The sequence below is a fragment of the Vibrio lamellibrachiae genome (assembly GCF_050337265.1).
Classification (GTDB): Bacteria; Pseudomonadota; Gammaproteobacteria; order Enterobacterales; family Vibrionaceae; genus Vibrio; species Vibrio kyushuensis.
In genome coordinates this window covers 59,114-76,383 of the sequence record NZ_JAKJSU010000005.1, presented here as the reverse complement: position 1 = coordinate 76,383, position 17,270 = coordinate 59,114, and the positions used below count along the sequence as shown (strand labels likewise).

14 protein-coding genes and 5 tRNA genes are annotated in these 17,270 nt (G+C 41.5%); 11 read left to right on the top strand and 8 right to left on the bottom strand.

Going from position 1 to position 17,270, the window contains the following annotated elements; translation table 11 throughout:
• Window positions 1–4 precede the first annotated feature (4 nt).
• The 6 genes from viaA to L4C54_RS05925 all read left to right on the top strand — a co-directional run bounded on the left by viaA (window position 5) and on the right by L4C54_RS05925 (window position 2,419).
• Complete coding sequence (gene viaA, locus L4C54_RS05950; RefSeq protein ID WP_428800103.1) at window positions 5–1,450, top strand: ATPase RavA stimulator ViaA; 1,446 nt, start codon at window positions 5–7, stop codon at window positions 1,448–1,450.
• Window positions 1,451–1,643: 193 nt separating this feature from the next.
• A tRNA-Cys gene (locus L4C54_RS05945) sits at window positions 1,644–1,717 on the top strand.
• A 121-nt stretch (window positions 1,718–1,838) separates the two neighbouring features.
• Window positions 1,839–1,925: transfer RNA gene (locus L4C54_RS05940), tRNA-Leu, on the top strand.
• A gap of 52 nt (window positions 1,926–1,977) precedes the next feature.
• A tRNA-Cys gene (locus L4C54_RS05935) sits at window positions 1,978–2,051 on the top strand.
• A gap of 167 nt (window positions 2,052–2,218) precedes the next feature.
• Window positions 2,219–2,305, top strand: a tRNA-Leu gene (locus L4C54_RS05930).
• A gap of 38 nt (window positions 2,306–2,343) precedes the next feature.
• Window positions 2,344–2,419, top strand: a tRNA-Gly gene (locus L4C54_RS05925).
• Window positions 2,420–2,475: 56 nt separating this feature from the next.
• On the opposite strand, the gene L4C54_RS05920 is transcribed toward L4C54_RS05925, so the two are convergent.
• Window positions 2,476–3,474, bottom strand: coding sequence for a GGDEF domain-containing protein (locus L4C54_RS05920; protein WP_428807452.1), 999 nt, complete (start codon window positions 3,472–3,474; stop codon window positions 2,476–2,478).
• A 394-nt stretch (window positions 3,475–3,868) separates the two neighbouring features.
• Between L4C54_RS05920 and L4C54_RS05915 the strand changes: the two genes are divergently transcribed.
• Window positions 3,869–4,342 (top strand): LabA-like NYN domain-containing protein, encoded by a 474-nt coding sequence (locus tag L4C54_RS05915; RefSeq protein WP_428800105.1) that lies wholly within the window; start codon window positions 3,869–3,871, stop codon window positions 4,340–4,342.
• Here the strand turns inward: L4C54_RS05915 and L4C54_RS05910 are convergent.
• The gene (locus tag L4C54_RS05910; RefSeq protein ID WP_428800106.1) at window positions 4,331–4,513 is read right to left on the bottom strand and encodes a DUF2986 domain-containing protein; all 183 of its coding nucleotides are present in this window, start codon (window positions 4,511–4,513) and stop codon (window positions 4,331–4,333) included. The two genes, L4C54_RS05915 and L4C54_RS05910, sit on opposite strands and share 12 nt — an antisense overlap.
• 89 nt (window positions 4,514–4,602) lie before the next feature.
• Here L4C54_RS05910 and L4C54_RS05905 point away from each other — a divergent pair, with 89 nt between their 5' ends.
• Window positions 4,603–4,992: a nitrous oxide-stimulated promoter family protein gene (locus L4C54_RS05905; RefSeq protein WP_428807451.1), complete on the top strand. Its 390-nt coding sequence runs from the start codon at window positions 4,603–4,605 to the stop codon at window positions 4,990–4,992.
• Window positions 4,993–5,047: 55 nt separating this feature from the next.
• Complete coding sequence (locus tag L4C54_RS05900; RefSeq protein ID WP_428800108.1) at window positions 5,048–6,145, top strand: ketoacyl-ACP synthase III; 1,098 nt, start codon at window positions 5,048–5,050, stop codon at window positions 6,143–6,145.
• Between the two features lie 44 nt (window positions 6,146–6,189).
• On the opposite strand, the gene L4C54_RS05895 is transcribed toward L4C54_RS05900, so the two are convergent.
• The 6 genes from L4C54_RS05895 to arfB form a co-directional block, all read right to left on the bottom strand.
• Window positions 6,190–7,140, bottom strand: a complete 951-nt coding sequence (locus L4C54_RS05895) for an endonuclease/exonuclease/phosphatase family protein (RefSeq protein ID WP_428800109.1) — start codon at window positions 7,138–7,140, stop codon at window positions 6,190–6,192.
• Window positions 7,141–7,262: 122 nt separating this feature from the next.
• Window positions 7,263–9,035 (bottom strand): methyl-accepting chemotaxis protein, encoded by a 1,773-nt coding sequence (locus L4C54_RS05890; protein ID WP_428807450.1) that lies wholly within the window; start codon window positions 9,033–9,035, stop codon window positions 7,263–7,265.
• A 199-nt stretch (window positions 9,036–9,234) separates the two neighbouring features.
• Window positions 9,235–11,430: a hypothetical protein gene (locus tag L4C54_RS05885; protein ID WP_428807449.1), complete on the bottom strand. Its 2,196-nt coding sequence runs from the start codon at window positions 11,428–11,430 to the stop codon at window positions 9,235–9,237.
• A gap of 82 nt (window positions 11,431–11,512) precedes the next feature.
• Complete coding sequence (locus L4C54_RS05880) at window positions 11,513–12,820, bottom strand: HlyD family type I secretion periplasmic adaptor subunit (RefSeq protein WP_428807448.1); 1,308 nt, start codon at window positions 12,818–12,820, stop codon at window positions 11,513–11,515.
• On the bottom strand, window positions 12,820–14,529 hold the full coding sequence (locus L4C54_RS05875; RefSeq protein WP_428807447.1) for a type I secretion system permease/ATPase: 1,710 nt from the start codon (window positions 14,527–14,529) through the stop codon (window positions 12,820–12,822). Before L4C54_RS05875 ends, L4C54_RS05880 begins: the two co-directional genes overlap by 1 nt.
• A gap of 364 nt (window positions 14,530–14,893) precedes the next feature.
• On the bottom strand, window positions 14,894–15,238 hold the full coding sequence (gene arfB / locus L4C54_RS05870) for an alternative ribosome rescue aminoacyl-tRNA hydrolase ArfB (RefSeq protein ID WP_428807937.1): 345 nt from the start codon (window positions 15,236–15,238) through the stop codon (window positions 14,894–14,896).
• A 272-nt stretch (window positions 15,239–15,510) separates the two neighbouring features.
• Between arfB and L4C54_RS05865 the strand changes: the two genes are divergently transcribed.
• Both L4C54_RS05865 and L4C54_RS05860 read left to right on the top strand, forming a co-directional pair.
• Window positions 15,511–16,122 carry an outer membrane beta-barrel protein gene (locus tag L4C54_RS05865; protein ID WP_428807446.1) on the top strand — a complete coding sequence of 204 codons (612 nt, stop codon included), beginning with the start codon at window positions 15,511–15,513 and terminating at the stop codon, window positions 16,120–16,122.
• A 165-nt stretch (window positions 16,123–16,287) separates the two neighbouring features.
• Complete coding sequence (locus tag L4C54_RS05860) at window positions 16,288–17,055, top strand: hypothetical protein (RefSeq protein ID WP_428807445.1); 768 nt, start codon at window positions 16,288–16,290, stop codon at window positions 17,053–17,055.
• The last annotated feature ends 215 nt before the right edge of the window (window positions 17,056–17,270 follow it).

Sequence of the window (17,270 nt, the reverse complement as noted above, 5' to 3'; positions counted from 1 at the left end):
ATTGATGTTAGGAGCTGATGGATTAAACCTTGTAGTGATGATTGCGGAGTCAGGGATTGTTGACACTGCCGTCAACGATTTGATGGCACGTTCCCAAGTCATGATGATGGCAGAAAATAGGGGTGTTAAAACCTCTGTGAAAGGGCATCTTCATAAATGGGGTACAGGTGTAAAACGTCGAATTACAAAAGTGTGTGAAACAGATCGCTTCAAGCATGAACTTTCCTTGTACCAAGATGTTATCCATTGGGATGAAGAGACCTTTTTTGAAAATCTAAACGACGTTGTGAAGCAATTAGAATGGCATTCTGCTTTTTATCTACAAGCTCGCCGACTAATCGATAAGAACAAAGGGATCAATAACCCGATGTTCCCTCACTACTTCTGTGATCAGTGGTACAAAAGTCTATCTGATACTCTAAAAAAAGCGCAGGTGTCTGAGTTAGAAGCAAGCAAAGAAAAAGCCCTAAAAGATCTTTATCAAAGAATGGAAACGATAAAGAATATGGACAGAGTCACCGAAACGGGTAGTGAGATCAGTGTTGGTAAGCTATGGGATATGGCTTCTGCGAAGTTAAGTAAAACTGATTTAACGGTAATGAAGAAACACGCCGAGTATCTTAAGAAGAATAAAGGGCTGCAAGACATTGCGGCTCAGCTTGGCCGAATGGCAGGACAGGTTGACGACCCTGACTTGAATGTAGCACCCGCCGAACAGTTGCAAATGGTAGAAGAAAAATCGGATGAAGCCACCGATGATATCGTTGGAATTCATGAAAGTGACGATCTTAATAAGTTGCTGCCAAATGAGACCATGTTCTTGGCTTACCCAGAGTTAGAGGTTGTGTTCTACAAACACTTGGTTGATAAACGCCTGCTTAATTATAAAGTCGCGGGGAAATCACGAACACTACGTAAAATCAAAGCACATATCCCCGAAAGTAAAGAGATAGATATAGAGAAAGGGCCTTTTGTCATTTGTGTTGATGCTTCTGGATCTATGAAAGGAACGCCTGAAGCATCGGCTAAGGCTATGGCTTATGCACTGATGCAAATAGCATTAGCTGAAGAGCGAGACTGTTTCGTTATTTTATTCTCGACCGAGCAGATTACCTATGAGCTAACAAGGCAAGATGGTCTTCGTGAAGCAAGCGACTTCTTAGCTTATAGCTTTCATGGTGGTACAGACTTTGAGCCTGCAATCATGACCTCGATTGAGACGATGGAGCAAAGTAAGTATAAAAATGCCGACTTAGTTGTGATATCTGATTTTATTGCTCCTAAACAATCGGATGAATTGCAAGAAAAAGTAGATCTATTGAAAACAAAGAAAAACCGTTTTCATGCTGTAAGCGTCTCTAAATATGGTAATCCAGAGTTGATGGAAATGTTCGATCACTGCTGGGCATACCACCCAAGCTTGATGGGACGCCTGATGAAGCAGTGGTAAAAAACAGCAATCCGAGCGATAGTTCGTCTAATCGCTCTAAAACTGGGCAAACAAACGTTTTTTTTTGTTTTTTGTTTGACTCTCAGGCCTCAATCCGTAAAGTATGCATCAACGCAACGGCACTGACCCTTCTTCTTAATGGAAAGGTAAGGTGTTGAAAGATAAAGCGTTGCTAAGTACGGTTTTGAAAAATGGCGTGTTGGCAGAGTGGCTATGCAGCGGATTGCAAATCCGTGGACCTCGGTTCGACTCCGGGACGCGCCTCCATTACTTAGTAAGATAAATTTTAGAAGATACGGCGCAAAAGCGGTATTTGACGTAACAAAAGATGGTGTCTAACTGACTCGAAAGAGTTCATTAATTAGAAGCATCGCAACGAGTTTTGCGTGCCCTGGTGGTGGAATTGGTAGACACAAGGGATTTAAAATCCCTCGGCGTTCGCGCTGTGCCGGTTCAAGTCCGGCCCGGGGCACCATCTATTAAAGCTAATGTGTTTACACATTAGCTTGATAAGTAAGAGCAGCACTGGCGTGTTGGCAGAGTGGCTATGCAGCGGATTGCAAATCCGTGGACCTCGGTTCGACTCCGGGACGCGCCTCCATCTCTTTACTGAGATAAGAAATATTAAAATATGGCGTAAGAGCCATGTTTTAGATGCTATACATGATGAGATGACTTAATAGTGTCAATCCGTTATAAAATAGCAAGATGGTGTCTAACTGACTCGAAAGAGTTCATTAATTAGAAGCATCGCAACGAGTTTTGCGTGCCCTGGTGGTGGAATTGGTAGACACAAGGGATTTAAAATCCCTCGGCGTTCGCGCTGTGCCGGTTCAAGTCCGGCCCGGGGCACCATCTATTAAAGTCTTTTGTTTTTTAAAAGCATTAGCAAAGCGATACTAGCTCAGTTGGTAGAGCGCAACCTTGCCAAGGTTGAGGTCATCGGTTCGAACCCGATGTATCGCTCCAAATTTTCGTTAAGAAAATCGAAAGCCCTAACAGAAATGTTAGGGCTTTTTTGTTATCTATTCGACAATACTTGCAGCGATCTTCCTATCTAATTCGGCGTTATTAATATCGATGATTGCGACGTTATTTTTTCCGTTTTTCTTTACTTGATACATAGCTAAGTCCGCATGCTCATAGATATCATCAAAACGCTGATTGTTATTGTTAAATAGACATACGCCGATACTGAGCCCAATATCCACTTTCGTTTGCGCGGCCAAGAGGGTTGGAGATGAGAAAGAGAGTAATCTATTACATAGTGCTTCTATCTCAAAGCGGTTAAGGTCATAGCAAAGTATGACAAACTCATCGCCACCAAGCCTGCCAATTTTAGAATCATTAAAAACGCACTGTTTTAGCCAAGAAGAGATATCAATGAGTACGTTGTCCCCGGCTTTGTGCCCAAGCCCATCATTGACTGCTTTAAAATTATCAACATCGATAAAAATAAGTGAAGAGTCGGAGTTTTTATGCACTGATTTTTGGCTGTAGAAGCAGTCTTCTATCGCCTTCCTATTAAGCAAGTTAGTGAGTGGGTCGCTGTTCGCAAGAGAAGCCAGTTGAATCTCGTATCGTTTTTCCTGGGTTATATCAATATGAGTCCCCATCATGCGAAGAGGCGCTCCGCTTTCGTCGAACTCTACAACTCTACCTCTATCGGACACCCAACTGTCACCGCCATCTTTATGAATCATACGATGGACTACTTGATAAAGGTCGGTTTTACCTGCTATGTGGTCTTCATAAGCGTCTACGGCTAAGTGATAATCGTCTGGATGCAGTTTACTTTTCCATATATCTACAGTCGCACTTAATTCATTAGGTTGATAGCCCAGCATCTTTCCCCACTCCATATTAAATATGGTGAGAGCACCCGTTGGGACATGTTGCTCCCAAAGGCAGAGGCCATTACCGTCCAAAGCGACATTCAACTTTTCTTGTAATCGGGTATTTTCTTGTGTGAGTCGCAAGTTTTCTGTTTCTAGCTGCTCGATTTTTCTTAAGTAATCTTCCATGATCAACTCCTAGAGCCTGTTACTTGCTACAAGCTTGATCATTAAAATTTTTGTCATAACGTGTCCATGTCTGCTGAGAGCTTATTTATGTTCCGATTTCGTTACTTTACTGGTAATGACTGCCCCAATTCTGTTTGTCTATACTGCATACTATCCAAGTGCCAATCGGCTGCTCTCTAGACTACTATGCGATTCTATAGAACGGAATGTTAGCGTTAATATAGTGAGTAAAAATAGTACTTGAGTAGTATTTTTTGTTCTGTACGTGAACATAAAGATCTTCAAACTAACGTGCTGTATTCGCTCATCGGATTATCGCTAAACTAATGGTTTTATTTCGTTGTAACAAGGGTATAGAATGAACGCTGCTTCCAATTTGTTAAACGGATCGTTCATGAAAGATATCGCAGTATTTGTAGATGTACAGAATGTGTATTACACCACGCGCGACAAGTATCGCCGTAATTTTGATTACAACCAATTTTGGTATGTGGCGACACAAGGCTTCAATGTGGCTCACGCAAACGCTTATGCGATTTCAAGCACGGATCCAAAACAACGTCAGTTCCACCACATACTGCGTGGTATCGGTTTTACCGTCTGTTTAAAGCCTTTTATTCAGCGCAAGGATGGTAGTGCAAAAGGGGATTGGGATGTTGGTATTGCGCTCGATGCTATTGAGCTTGCACCAACAGTAGATAAGATAATTTTAGTCTCTGGTGATGGGGATTTCTCAATCCTAGTCGATAGAATCAAATCTCGCTTTAATAAGCCTGTTGAAGTCTACGGTGTGCCGGGCTTAACATCTCAAGATTTGATTGAATCAGCGACTAAGTTCATTCCGATTGATGAAGATTTATTGCTCTAGTTCGTTTTGAGTTTCAGTTGAGGTTTCAGCTTCTTTATTCGCTTCCTCAGCTTCCATCTTAGCTCTTTCTGCTTTAGAGATATAACGAGGCTTATTGCTCGAATGTAGCTTGGCATTGTGCTGTTTTTGTTTCTTCTTCAATATTTGATTAATTTTCTTTTTGCGATTCATAGATAATGCCATATGGTGTTATTTGGCAGAGGATAATAGAGTTTTTCCCATGAGACAGCAAGTTTGTATCAGCTTATTAGAGTGCAATCATGGCAACTAAGTACAGTGATCTCTTAAAAGGTTCACTACTCACTGAGTTTAAGACGGTTAGTTCTATGATGGCTATATATTGTCGCGACCATCATGCCGGCTCTGGTTTGTGCCATGAATGTCAGTCGTTATTAGACTATGCTGAAACAAAGCTTGATCGCTGCCCATATGGCCAACACAAACCAACCTGCAATAATTGCCCCATTCATTGCTATAAGCCAGAACAAAAAGAGCAGATGCGAGTGGTTATGCGGTATTCCGGGCCAAGAATGCTATTGCCTCATCCAATACTTGCAATTAGACACTTGATTCATGAAAAAAGAGCGGTACCAGGAAAACCAGCACCAAACAGCTCCAATCGTCACCATCGTCAATTGAATAAAAAATAAGTCGGTAACAAGTAGTGAAACTGTATACGACACAACAAATGAAAAAGGTTAATGAATGAACAACTCTTATGCTGAGATAACTGGGTGGGGAAAATGCCTTCCACCATCTGCGCTTTCTAATGACGATCTTAGTACGTTTATGGAAACTTCAGACGAGTGGATTCGTACTCGTACAGGAATAGAAGAGCGTCGTATTAGCCATGTGAATACGTCTGATATGGCCACGGTAGCAGCAAAACATGCGCTTGCTTGTGCAGGGCTAGAAGCCAACGATATTGACGTCGTTATTGTCGCGACGTGCTCCCCAGATTCACTATTGCCTAATACCGCTTCAAAAATTTCTCAAAACCTTGGAATTAAAGCCGCTGCTGCCTTTGACCTTAACGCTGCGTGTACCGGTTTTGTTTATGGATTAGAAACTGCGACTCGCCTTATTCAAGCCGGTAATTATCAGCACGCACTCGTCATTGGTGCAGAAAGGCTTTCGTTTTTCATCGACTGGACTAAGCGAGACACCGCTGTTCTGTTCGGTGATGGTGCAGGTGCAGTCGTACTTTCAAAAACAGACAAACAAGTGGGTTTACAACAAGCAAGTATTGGCTGTGATGCGAAAGGAAGAGACATTTTAGCAGTGCCTAAGTTTGGGACTTCTATGGATCGTTTTGCCGCAGACAATGGCTACTGGGACTTCAACTTTATTGGTAAAGACATATTTAAACGAGCAGTAAAAGGTATGGGCGCAGCTTCTAATCAAGTGCTGACTCAATCTAATTTATCAACCGATGATATTGACGTGGTTATTCCTCATCAGGCAAACATTCGAATTATCCAGACATTGTGTGATATTGCTGGGATATCTCAAGATAAAGCGTTCATCAATATCAACCGTTATGGCAACACATCTGCTGCTACTGTTCCTATCGCGCTATGCGAAGCGGTAGAACAAGGCAAAGTTAAACCTGATAACAACTTGTTGCTCGCTGCATTTGGTGCAGGACTAACGTGGGGAGCAGCTCATGTTAAGTGGGGAGAGCGAGTAACGCCAGTCTCGACCAGTGATGCTTGCCTTCCAGAAACTGATAAGTCGGCGCTTGAGCTATTAGATGAAGCGATCTCTTTTTGTAAAGAGAAGAGTAAAACCATATCGTTTTAGGCTCATCTAAAATAATACGTTGATGATTTGAGGCCAACTGCATACTAATGTGGTTGGCTTTTTTGTACTCCAATGGTGGTGCGTATCATTAAGTGATCAGAGCCATTTAGTGAGGGCATTGTTTTTCTAGCGCATATTGCCCAACGCTTGGTATCGGACTTCAACCATGCGTGATCGATTGCGATCATAGAAAATGCGGGCGTGGCAAAGTAGGGATTCCAATTAGGCCAGGAAGCGAGCGGTAACGTTTCAAACTCTTGAAATATTGTCGTGAATAAATGGCTTTGTGACGAGAGGTTAAAGTCGCCAACAATTAGTGTCTCTGGGTAAGGGTATTGATCAACAATGGATTCAATCGTTTTGATTAATGCGTCTCGACGATACCATAGCGCTTTATTTCGAGGCGATGGTGGGTGAGCGGTAATAAGGTGAATAGATTGCTCTGGTGTTACTTGCCATTCGCCACTAATGATATTTTGGCTATCAGGTGTATGGAATATTGAGAAACCACTTAAACGTTGTCGGCTTAATATCAACTGACTAGAAGGGTAGCCCACACCTTCTTGACCACCGTATCGATACGGATAAATGTCATCGAGCATGTAAAAGCGCTCACCTTGCTCAGGAGAGACTTCCTGCAACACGACGAGATCGGCAGGATTACGTATTATTTCATTAATAAAGGCATTCACATCGGGATTGCTATAAAACAGGTTAAATTGAACGACATTAATTTTGCTGTCATCGGCACAATAGGGTGTTTGGCTAGAATGTTGTGGTGTTAAGGTATAAAACCAAATGATTAGACCGACACAACTAACAACGCTCAACTTATCGCCCCAAATCATGCCAACTATCGATAGAACAAAGTAATAGAAAACAAACAATGCAGGGTAAGAGAAAATATTTTCCAACCACCAGCGTGGTTGAGAGTGATAAAAAATGGCCCACATTACTATAGGCGTTAAGGTAAATAGCCAAACAAACCACTTCAAATTGGGCTCTCACTTTTTATTGTCGATAGATTAAATATTCGACCATGTGCTTTAATAATCAAATAAAAACGGAGCCAATAGAGAGGCTCCGCTTGTTCGTATTTATTCAGCGATAATTAATCCTACGCTTTTTTCTCAGTTCTAAATTCTGCCACAGCCATGTCCATATCTTGCGCTTGGCTAGAGACCACATCAACTTCTGATAAACACTGTTTTGCCGACTGCATATTGCTGTCTGAAATAGTGTTTAACTCAGTAATGGATTCACTCACTTGATTCATTACAATTCCTTGCTCTTCAATAGCGGATGCAATGCGTTCAGAATTAGATTGAATGTTATCCATATCCGTGAGTATCTGGCTTAGACTCTCGTCGAGCGTTTGAGACGCTGTTAGGGTTTGTTCCCCTTGCTCATTACATTGATCAATATTGACAACAACGGTCGACATCTGTTTTTGAATCGCATCAACCACTTTGGTTATCTCTTCGGTTGATTGGTGTGTACGGCTAGCTAATGCTCGAACCTCATCAGCAACGACAGCAAAGCCTCGCCCTTGTTCCCCTGCACGGGCGGCCTCAATGGCTGCATTGAGCGCGAGCAAGTTAGTCTGCTCTGCAATGCCTTGAATGATATGAACAGCCCCGCCGATTTTTTCAACGTGTTCATTAAGAGAGGATATTGAAGTTTGGCTTTCACCAAGTATGTTGGATAGAGATCCAATGTTATCGACGGTTGAGCTTACAACTTCACGCCCATGTTTCGCGTTGACGGAGGCTTGCTGTACACCTTCAACGGCAACAGCTGTACTTTCTGAAATTTCGTTTATCGTTGCCACCATTTCTTGAACCGCGGTAGCCATTGTTGTTGTGTGGTCGGCTTGTGTGTGGAACTGGGTAATTACATTCTGTAGCTCATTGTGCATGTTATTGGTTGTTTGAGAGAGTTGACCTGCTTTGCTTTGGGTTCCAGATATAAGGGCTTCGAACTTATCAAGCAGACGATTAAAGTAGGTTCCTATAGACACTAATTCGTTATTGCCCGTCATATTTGCACGCATAGAGACATTGTTAGAACGTGAGATCTCTTGAATAACGACAAGAAGTTGAGATACCTGTAGATTAATAGATCGAGCAATTTGATAAATAAAGCCAGCAATGAAAAGTACAACGGCGAATGTAACGCTCTGTTTAACAAAAAATAGTTGGTCTTGGAGTTCGGCTACTTCTGTTTCCAGAGTCGAAGAAAACTGTTTGAACTGTTCTTCAACGGTATGAGAAAGCCCTCGCGTTTCACCGAGTAAACCCTTGTTGTAAGCAATACCAATGACTAGTTCTTGAGCTAATAGTGCTTTAGCATTGGTAAGGAAATTAGAGTCATTAATCGTGCTAAGTAGCGATTCATCCCACTCTCCATGACGAAGCTTTTTATCAAATTCAAAAATCTTAACTAAATCATCGCTACCGAGGTTATGTTCCAACTTCTCTAAACTGTCATTGTAACGGCCAAGAAGTTGTTCTGTTTCTTTTAAACCATACTGGCCAAACGCTTGAACTAAGTTTTGAAAGCCTTTTTGGTATTTCAATATATCGACGCGAAGCTGGTCAGTGGAGGCAAAAGAGTGAGAAACGAGAATGTCGGAAAGCAGGGCTTCTTTTTCGAGAAAGACCTTCATGTTTCCGTCAAACTTGCCCATATATTTCATATCTTTTCGAAGTAGGAAGTCTTTTTCATTCCGACGTAAGTGGAGTAACCGGGTTTCCAACTGAGAAACCAACATGCTCGCGTTACTTAGTTCAAGGGTGGTCGTAGCAAAGTGGGTGGTAATACCCAGCAGAGTGATAACACCGAGGATTGCTACACCGCCGAGAGAGTAGAGTTTTTGTTTTATATTCATCAGGCTGCCTATTAGCTAAATATGCACTTATACCTTGTAAACTTAGTTCTAATTTATTGATTTATCAATTTGGGATTTAGGTGAGTGCGCTCAGCGTTTAGAGGTAGCCATGGAGCTTTAATGGAAATAAAACGCCCTCAACTATTGAAGGCGTAATATTGATCTTATCTATTATATAGTTCCTATAAAGGACATAGCTCTAAGCTATGTACTCAATAGAATTGTCGTTAGGATCAAGTTCATAAGCAAATTTATCGTCAATGAAAATATGCTCAATGCCGGTTAGAACATCAACACTACCATCTGATTTAGTTACTTCAAATTGATGATAAACTTCGCTCAATATACTTACATTGGTAACGACTCCTGCCTCGTAGTAAATGGAATCATTACCTTGGCCACCATTTATTGTGTCATTACCTTTACTACCATAGATAGTGTCATCACCGATACTTACATTAATAACATCAGCATGGTCTGAACCGGTAACCGTATCGTTCCCTTTTAGTGTTTGAACCGTCATACCATGTCCTAAAGCACTAAAATCAATAATGTCGTCTCCACGAGTTGTCTGTAGAATCTCAACGTTTGATACGGTGTCTGTTGATGTTAAGTGGCCATCAAGCATTGAATTGACATTGAAGGTATCACTGTCGACCGCGGTTACTTTGAGTGAGTCTGCATTTTTGTAGGTTTCATTGTATTTTAGGGTATCAATACCTTCGCCACCGTCGATGATGTCACTTTCAGCGTGAATAGCTAAGTGAGCGGGCGCGTAACCATCCGCCCTAATGAAGTCGTCACCAGCACCACCATGCAAGATATCGTTACCGGTGCCGCCATCAAGGTAGTCGTTTCCTCCTTGATAAGTAAAATTACTACCATTGTCGCCGAGCAGTACGTCGTTGCCATTACCACCAGTGAGTGTGTCGTTCCCAGTCATTCCTACCATTAATGTATCGACACCATCTTGGGCTGTCATAGTATCGGTACCATTGTGGCCGCGCATCCAAGTATAGGTACCTTCTTCAAAAGTGAGGTTTTCGAAGTTAGAGATATGGTCTGTGCCATCTCGGTTCGTTATTGAATCGACAACCTTGATAAAACCATAGGTTTGGAAGCTGTAATCGAGAACTGAACCATTGAAGACTATTGTATCAACGCCTTCACCACCATTTATTGTGTCGTTACCAGCGCCACCGACTAATATGTCGTCGCCAGCGCCACCATCTAGGGTGTCATCACCGCCCTTGTAGGTGAACCCAACGCCATTGTCACCAAGTAGTACATCGTTTCCTGTACCACCAATTAAATCATCATGACCATGAGCTCCGATTAGAAGGGTATCAATACCGTCTTCGGCAATTAACTTATCGTAACCATTGTGGCCAACTTTAAGCGTATAAGTGGTACCGTCGAAGGTTGCTTTTTCTATGCTGGTTAATTGATCTTTACCGTCACGACCTGAAACAGTGTCGGTTACTGTTAGACGGTTTTGGAAATGATAGTCCAACACTGAACCAGAGAATACGGCAGTGTCGGTGCCTTCTCCGCCCTCAATGCGATCATTACCTTGACCACCGGTAATCGTGTCATCACCAGCAAGGGCATCGATATTGTCGTCTGAATCGGTGCCTATTAGTGACAGATCGTCGTTACTGCTACCAATAATGGTATCGGGCCTAGTAAGCTTGGCCATGATAGCGATAACGTCAGGACTGCCACCCATTGAAGTAAGTAGTTGGGAAATGCTAGGATCATTTGCTAGGCCATTAAGGGTAATACTTGTACCTAGTTTATCTCCGCCTAAAAAGGTTAGGACTAGATCTTCTTTTTCTTCTCCACTAGTGGAGATAGATACATTTTCAACAGCGCGTTGAACGAAACTATCAGCATCTGTGACATCAGAATAATCACTCCCGGCCTTGTTGACTGCTTTTGAGACTTGGCCATCTAACTTATCTTCAATCTTATTTTCACGAGCAGTCACTTTTTCAGTCAGTTTATCTCCTTCAAATCGGGTTGAAAGTTTGGTTTCAACGAGGTCATGGTCCAAAACAAAGTGCTTTCGGTTAAAGACCAACTCTAATGCATCTTCACCAAGTTTAAAGTCCTTAATCTCATTATCTCCCCCACGCCAAACTCGCATTGCAAACGTATCAGCGCCTTTGCCTCCGGATAAGCTGTCGTTACCGACGCCACCAAATATAATATCATCTCCGTTTCCACCATTGACGTTGTCGTCTCCGGCGTTACCTTCAAGAATATCGTTTCCTGCACCACCATTGACGGTGTCGTTTCCTTTCTTACCCAGAATATGGTCATCACTTGTGCCACCTGTTTTAAAATTGTTTCTGTGGTCAAGAGTGATAGTGTTGTATTGTTGAGTGTCCATGTTCAGCCTTCCATTTTTTCCTAGTTTCAACTGTGTCATTGATACGGCAGAGCTTCATTGCTCAATTCAATCCCTTCATGTTCTAAATCTCTCTCATCCCTTTCTCCATGCTTTGTATAAGCGGAGAGAGTAGATAATCGAGAACAGTACGTTCCTCTAGTACAATTTGTGCTTCTACCGGCATTCCCGGTTTAAGATCTAAGCCAAGATCGAGAAGCTCACTTGCATCGAGTGCTATCTTTCCTTGATAGAAATGACCACCTAGCCGCTCATCAACGATGCTGTCCGCAGAGAGGTGTATAAGCTCACCTGAAACCGCTGGGACTTGTCGAAAACTGTATGAAGTGAGTCTGATATTGGCAGACAACCCCTCATACACCGATTCAATATCTTTGGGTTGAATATTTACGCTCGCAATCACGCGACTGTCTTTAGGGACAATCTCCAAAATGGTACTTGCAGGGGCGATAACGCCGCCTTGCGTATGGATAGACAGATTGATGACATCACCCGATACAGGGGCGCGAACTTCTATTCGATTGTTTAAAGTACTGGACGCTTCAAGCTGCTCGTTTACAGCCTGAGCTTGAGCCATGAGTTCTTGTTTCTGTTCTTGCGCGGTACGTTTGAAAGTGATTTCTAATGCATCTTTTTCAGATTCAAGTTCAGAGATTTTGCTGCTACTGCGCACTATGCGCGTTTTATGTTCCGCAATCTTTGCACCAAGACTTGTGTACTCGCGTTTTAGCTCAAGAAACGCAACTTTAGATACGTATCCTTTTTTTAATAAGGCGGCGTTGGCTTCTAACTCTTCATCAAGCAAAACGAGAGACTGCTCATCACTTATGTGCCACGCTTGGTAACTCTCTTTATCACTCTGGGTTTGAGCAATTCTTTGTTGAAGCGAAGAGAGTCGCTCTTTGTGGAGTCGTCTATTTTGTTCCAGCAGTGTAACTTGGTCGTCTCGAATTTGAGTTTGAATTGGAGTTAGAGGGTGTAAACTTGAAGTCCATTTGATCTGTTTCCCGGACAGTTCGGCCTCCACACGAGACTGGCGTGATTGAACAATGAATAACTTTTGGTTTAGTTGGGACAACTGACTATGAAGTTCAGGATCTGAGAGTAAAAGCAGTAAGTCTCCTTTTTCTACTCGTTGTCCCTCTTTAGCCAGTAGGCGTTCAACGACGCCTCCTTTTTGATGTTTCACTTCTTGATTTTTTAGTTCCGTCACCAGTTTTCCCGGTGCTAAAGACGCAGAACTAAGTTGAGCTGAATAGGCCCATAACCCAACACCAAAACAGCCAAATAGTAAAATCATCCATCCCGCAATAAAGTAGGGCGAGAGTGACAAGTTAAATGAACTTGTGTTGTGAGTATGCTTAATTTTCATTATGCGATCTCCCCTCGAGTACTGTTTCTCTCACTAGACAAATTTAGAATCTCTTGTGTATTGCCAAACTGTTGAATACCGCCATCACCAACCACCATGCAAAGTGTGGAGTGTTGTAATATCGACATTCGATGGGAGATAGTAATAAGAGTCGTATTTGATTTTTTGGCTTTGATTAGAAAATCATTAAGTGCCGCTTGGCCTGCATGATCAAGATTAGAATCAGGTTCATCTAAAATGAGAAGGGCAGGTTTACTATAAAGTGCGCGTGCTAGGGCGATTCGTTGCTGCTGCCCACCTGATAACTGTACGCCAAGGCTACCAACTAATGTTTGGTAACCGTTGGGTAGTGACAGAATCATTTCATGAATGCCGGCAAGTACTGACGCTTCCACAATATCTTTTGGATCTACTTTTTCTTCAAATCGGCAGATATTTTGTGCGATAGTGCCTGAGAGTAACTGACTATTTTGAGATACATACCCAATCTGTCGGCCAAAGTCGCGTTGATGCCACTGATTGGATGTTGCTCCATCAATTCTTATCTCCCCCTTTAACGGGTTGATTAGACCTAAAATTGCTTTACCGATAGATGATTTTCCAACGCCACTTCCACCAACAACGCAAAGTGACTCACCGGCAGGAAGTGTGAAAGAGAGGGCTGACAGTAAAGGCTTCTGTTCCTTATTATAACCAAGAGAAACATCATCAAATTGAACGCTTCCTTTGATTTTTGGTAATGTGATTAACTCTTGTGGTTGATTAATCTTGGCTTGTTGTAATCTACAGTGCGATTTCCAACCGTCATGCCAGTTCAGCCAATTGCTGATGGCTTGTTCAATAGGTGCTAATACTCTTGCCATTATCATGGAGGCAGCAATTAGAACACCCGCGCCAACTTCATTCTCTAGTACTAATAATACTGAAATACATAACACACCAATTTGCAGTAGCATTCGGACGTATTTGGAAAAAACGTGTACACCTCTTGAGATATTGTCGGCATTGCCTTTGTCAACCGTTGGGTTTACCGATTCCAATTGCCATTTACGTGCAAGGCTTTTATTCATTCCTAGCACTTGAATCATTTCAGAGTTCTTAAGCCAGTCGTTAGTAAGTGTATTGAATGTAACGGCATTGGCACTGGCATTATTTTGCAAGTTTCTGGTTATGAACATACTTAATAGTGAAATAACTAGAAGAACAGCGGCACCAATCATCGCGAAATAACCGAGTTGAGGATGCATGAGGTACATAACGAAAATGAAAATAGGTGTAAATGGTGCATCAAAAAGAGCAAAGATACTTGGAGAGGTGATGATCTGTTTAACTCGCTTAAGATCGCCAAGGTGTTGAGTGTTAATTGAACTTCCATTGCGAGATGACATGATGGATAAGTTGAAAACAAATTCAGAAGCTTGCTGCTCCAGTCGATACCCATATCGGAGCATCAGTTGACCACGAACCCAGTCTAAACTGGCTTGTATCGTGATAAGGAATAGAGCGACGATAACCAACATAGCCAGTGTTTCTTTACTCTCAGATGAAAGCACCCGGTCAAACACTTGCATTGAAAATATAGGAATGGCTAAAAAAAGAATGTTGACGATAGCTGAGAGTATGAAAACAAAAGCTATTAAGCCCTTTGTAGAATTTAAGTAGCTACTTGTTGTATTACACTTGGCATCCGTGCCAGTTGCTGTATTCATGTAAGCCTCTATACCTATTATTAATTATTCTTCCTAGCAATTAACCGATTTAGAGCACTATTGACTCTTTTCTCCATTAGCTAATTAAGGCTGAGTCTATATTAAGGGGCTAAACTAAAGTGTGATGTAAAGCATTTCTAAATGTGACACTGCTTCCGGTCTTATTTTTGAGACGACATTGCGTTGTGTTGTATTATTGTTGAGACCACGTTATCAGTGTGTTTCTTGAAAGGGCTTTCATTTTGTTATCTATTTGAATTGTAGAGGATTTATTTATATAGGTGATGAAGGTGTGAAAATCCTTTCATAGTATGAAATGAATCGAAGATTACAGGGGGAGCAGGGCCTGTAGGCCTTTTGATGTCTAATTAACTTTTCCGCGTAACGCTTTAGTATTGCTTTTACGTTTCTTAGCGTCGACTCTTCTTTTTTGGGAGTTTCTTGTCGGCTTAGTAGGCCTTCTTGTTTTTTGCACGATTGTGGCAGAGAGGATCAGATCTTTCAGGCGGTTTAACGCATCTTCTTTATTCATTTCTTGGGTTCTAAAAGATTGCGCTTTAATAATGATGACACCTTCCTTTGTTAATCGACTATCGGATAGGGCCAATAGTCTCTCTTTATAGAAGTCAGGCAGGGTAGAGCTCTTTATATAAAACTGAAGATGTATGACGGAAGAGGTTTTATTATATTTTATACTATACCTACCTATTTATAATCGGATTTAATTGATGGAGAAAAGGGGTGATCACATATTAGATTGACGCTATTAACTAACAATTCATAAAGGAGAAACATTACAATTGTGATGCTTATTTAATATCTGAAATTTACCTATTTCCCGCTCATTTCTGAGCTCAGTGAACCTCATTATTGATTATCCAGTTGGCATATATTCCTCTCATCGAATGAACGAAATTAAATCGAATGATATTGAAGTGCAGGAAAATCGCTTCAATTCCTATAATTAGAAAGGTAACAACTATGAAAAAGTTAACATTGATAGCCCTTAGCATAGGTCTTACATCTGGTGCAGTTATAGCTGATGATGACTACTCAGGTCATCGTGTGGCAATTGGTGCTGTAAGTGGGGACTCGTACGATAATGTTTATATATATGGTCCTTCAGGAAATGAATACATTGGTGATATATCGTCGGATGATGATGGCATTACTTTACAGTATGGCTATGACTTTAACCGAATATTTGCTCTCAATGTTGGATATTCGAGTGTAGAGGGTGAGGGTTCAAACGGTGATTCAGTAACGGCAACAAGAAAAAATGAATCAACGTCATTCTCTTTAGAAGGTGAAGCGGGTTATGCATTTATATTTGAAGGAGGAAATAGTATTAAGCCCTACATTTCATTAGGTTATTCCAGTGCTAATACCAATTCAGATTACTCCTTATACGTTGGTGAGGTCCTAACGGACACTATGTCTGAGTCATCTGATTCGAGTGATGTATATGCTGCAACAGGTCTGAGATACATTACGGGGTTCAATATGACTCTAGATGCGCGCTTATCTAGCCAAAAAGTCTCAGCTATGCAGGACGGTGAATCTTTTACATTCTCAGTTGGTTACAAGTTTTAACACCTTATGTATAACCTAACTATACCATTTGTGTTTGTTTTCGATAATTGGGTGTATTCCTAGTTAATGTTTCAACGTTATATATGTAATTAATGTAAGTCAGTTTTGTAAATTAATTTAATAGGACTTGATGCATGGAAGCTATTTACTAATTTGGATGTAAATATGAAAAACTTAATATTGCTGGTAATTCTATTGCCTACAATTGTTTTAACTGGTTGCCAGTCAACACAAGAAAAAATGACTGAAAAGCACTCTACAAATGAAGTAGATGTTAGTGATAAAGTTGTTCAAATGAAACGTGGTGTCGTTCTCATGAAGGAAGAAGGTATTAAGATGTCATCTTCTGAGATGGAAGATGCTAATAAGAAAACGGGCAATGGCCTGATTGTCATTGGTGGCTTAACTGCTGCAACTGGTAATGGCGAGGCTGGTGCAGCTATTGCTGCTGTGGGATTGCTTGCTAAAATTGCTAAGAATGCAGGTGATGATGAGATCGAGGTTACTCGATACACGGTTCAAATCCCAGAATCAGGTAAGACGGGAGAGGTTTTACAGATTGATAAGGGAAATATCGGTGTGAATTCTCCAGTATTTGTCAAACTATACGACTCTGGCAAGCTTCAGGTTGCGCTGGATGAGACACAAGGTGTCCAATACAATAACGTTGACGAGACTCAATTCAACGATACTGCAGTCCAAATTGTAGAAAAGGCAGAGCAAGCTGAAGCTGATGCAGCGCAGGCTAAACTAGATGCTGAAGCTGCGACTAACCAAGCTGAAGATGAAGAATGGTCTGAGGATCAGTATAAGCGTCGAGTAGAAGCGGAAACTAAAGCTATAGAAGAGGCTGCAGGTAAAACAGGTGAGATTATTGATGCTAACAATGAAGCGGCTAAAAACGCTGAGACTACAAACATCAATGTAAACTAATTTCACTTTTATATGGCTTTAGTGGGTGCGTATTTAAGGTACAAACACCAACAAGCTTAAATTACAGGTTCTTTGTTCTTTGATTCAACATAAAGCCCCAAGGTAACCGCCTTATGGGGCTTTCTTTGGCTCGAAAATGCGGGATGATAGATAATGTTCGATAAAAGTATTTCAGATAAAGGATAAGTATACGGTAAGCAATACGTTGGCTACTG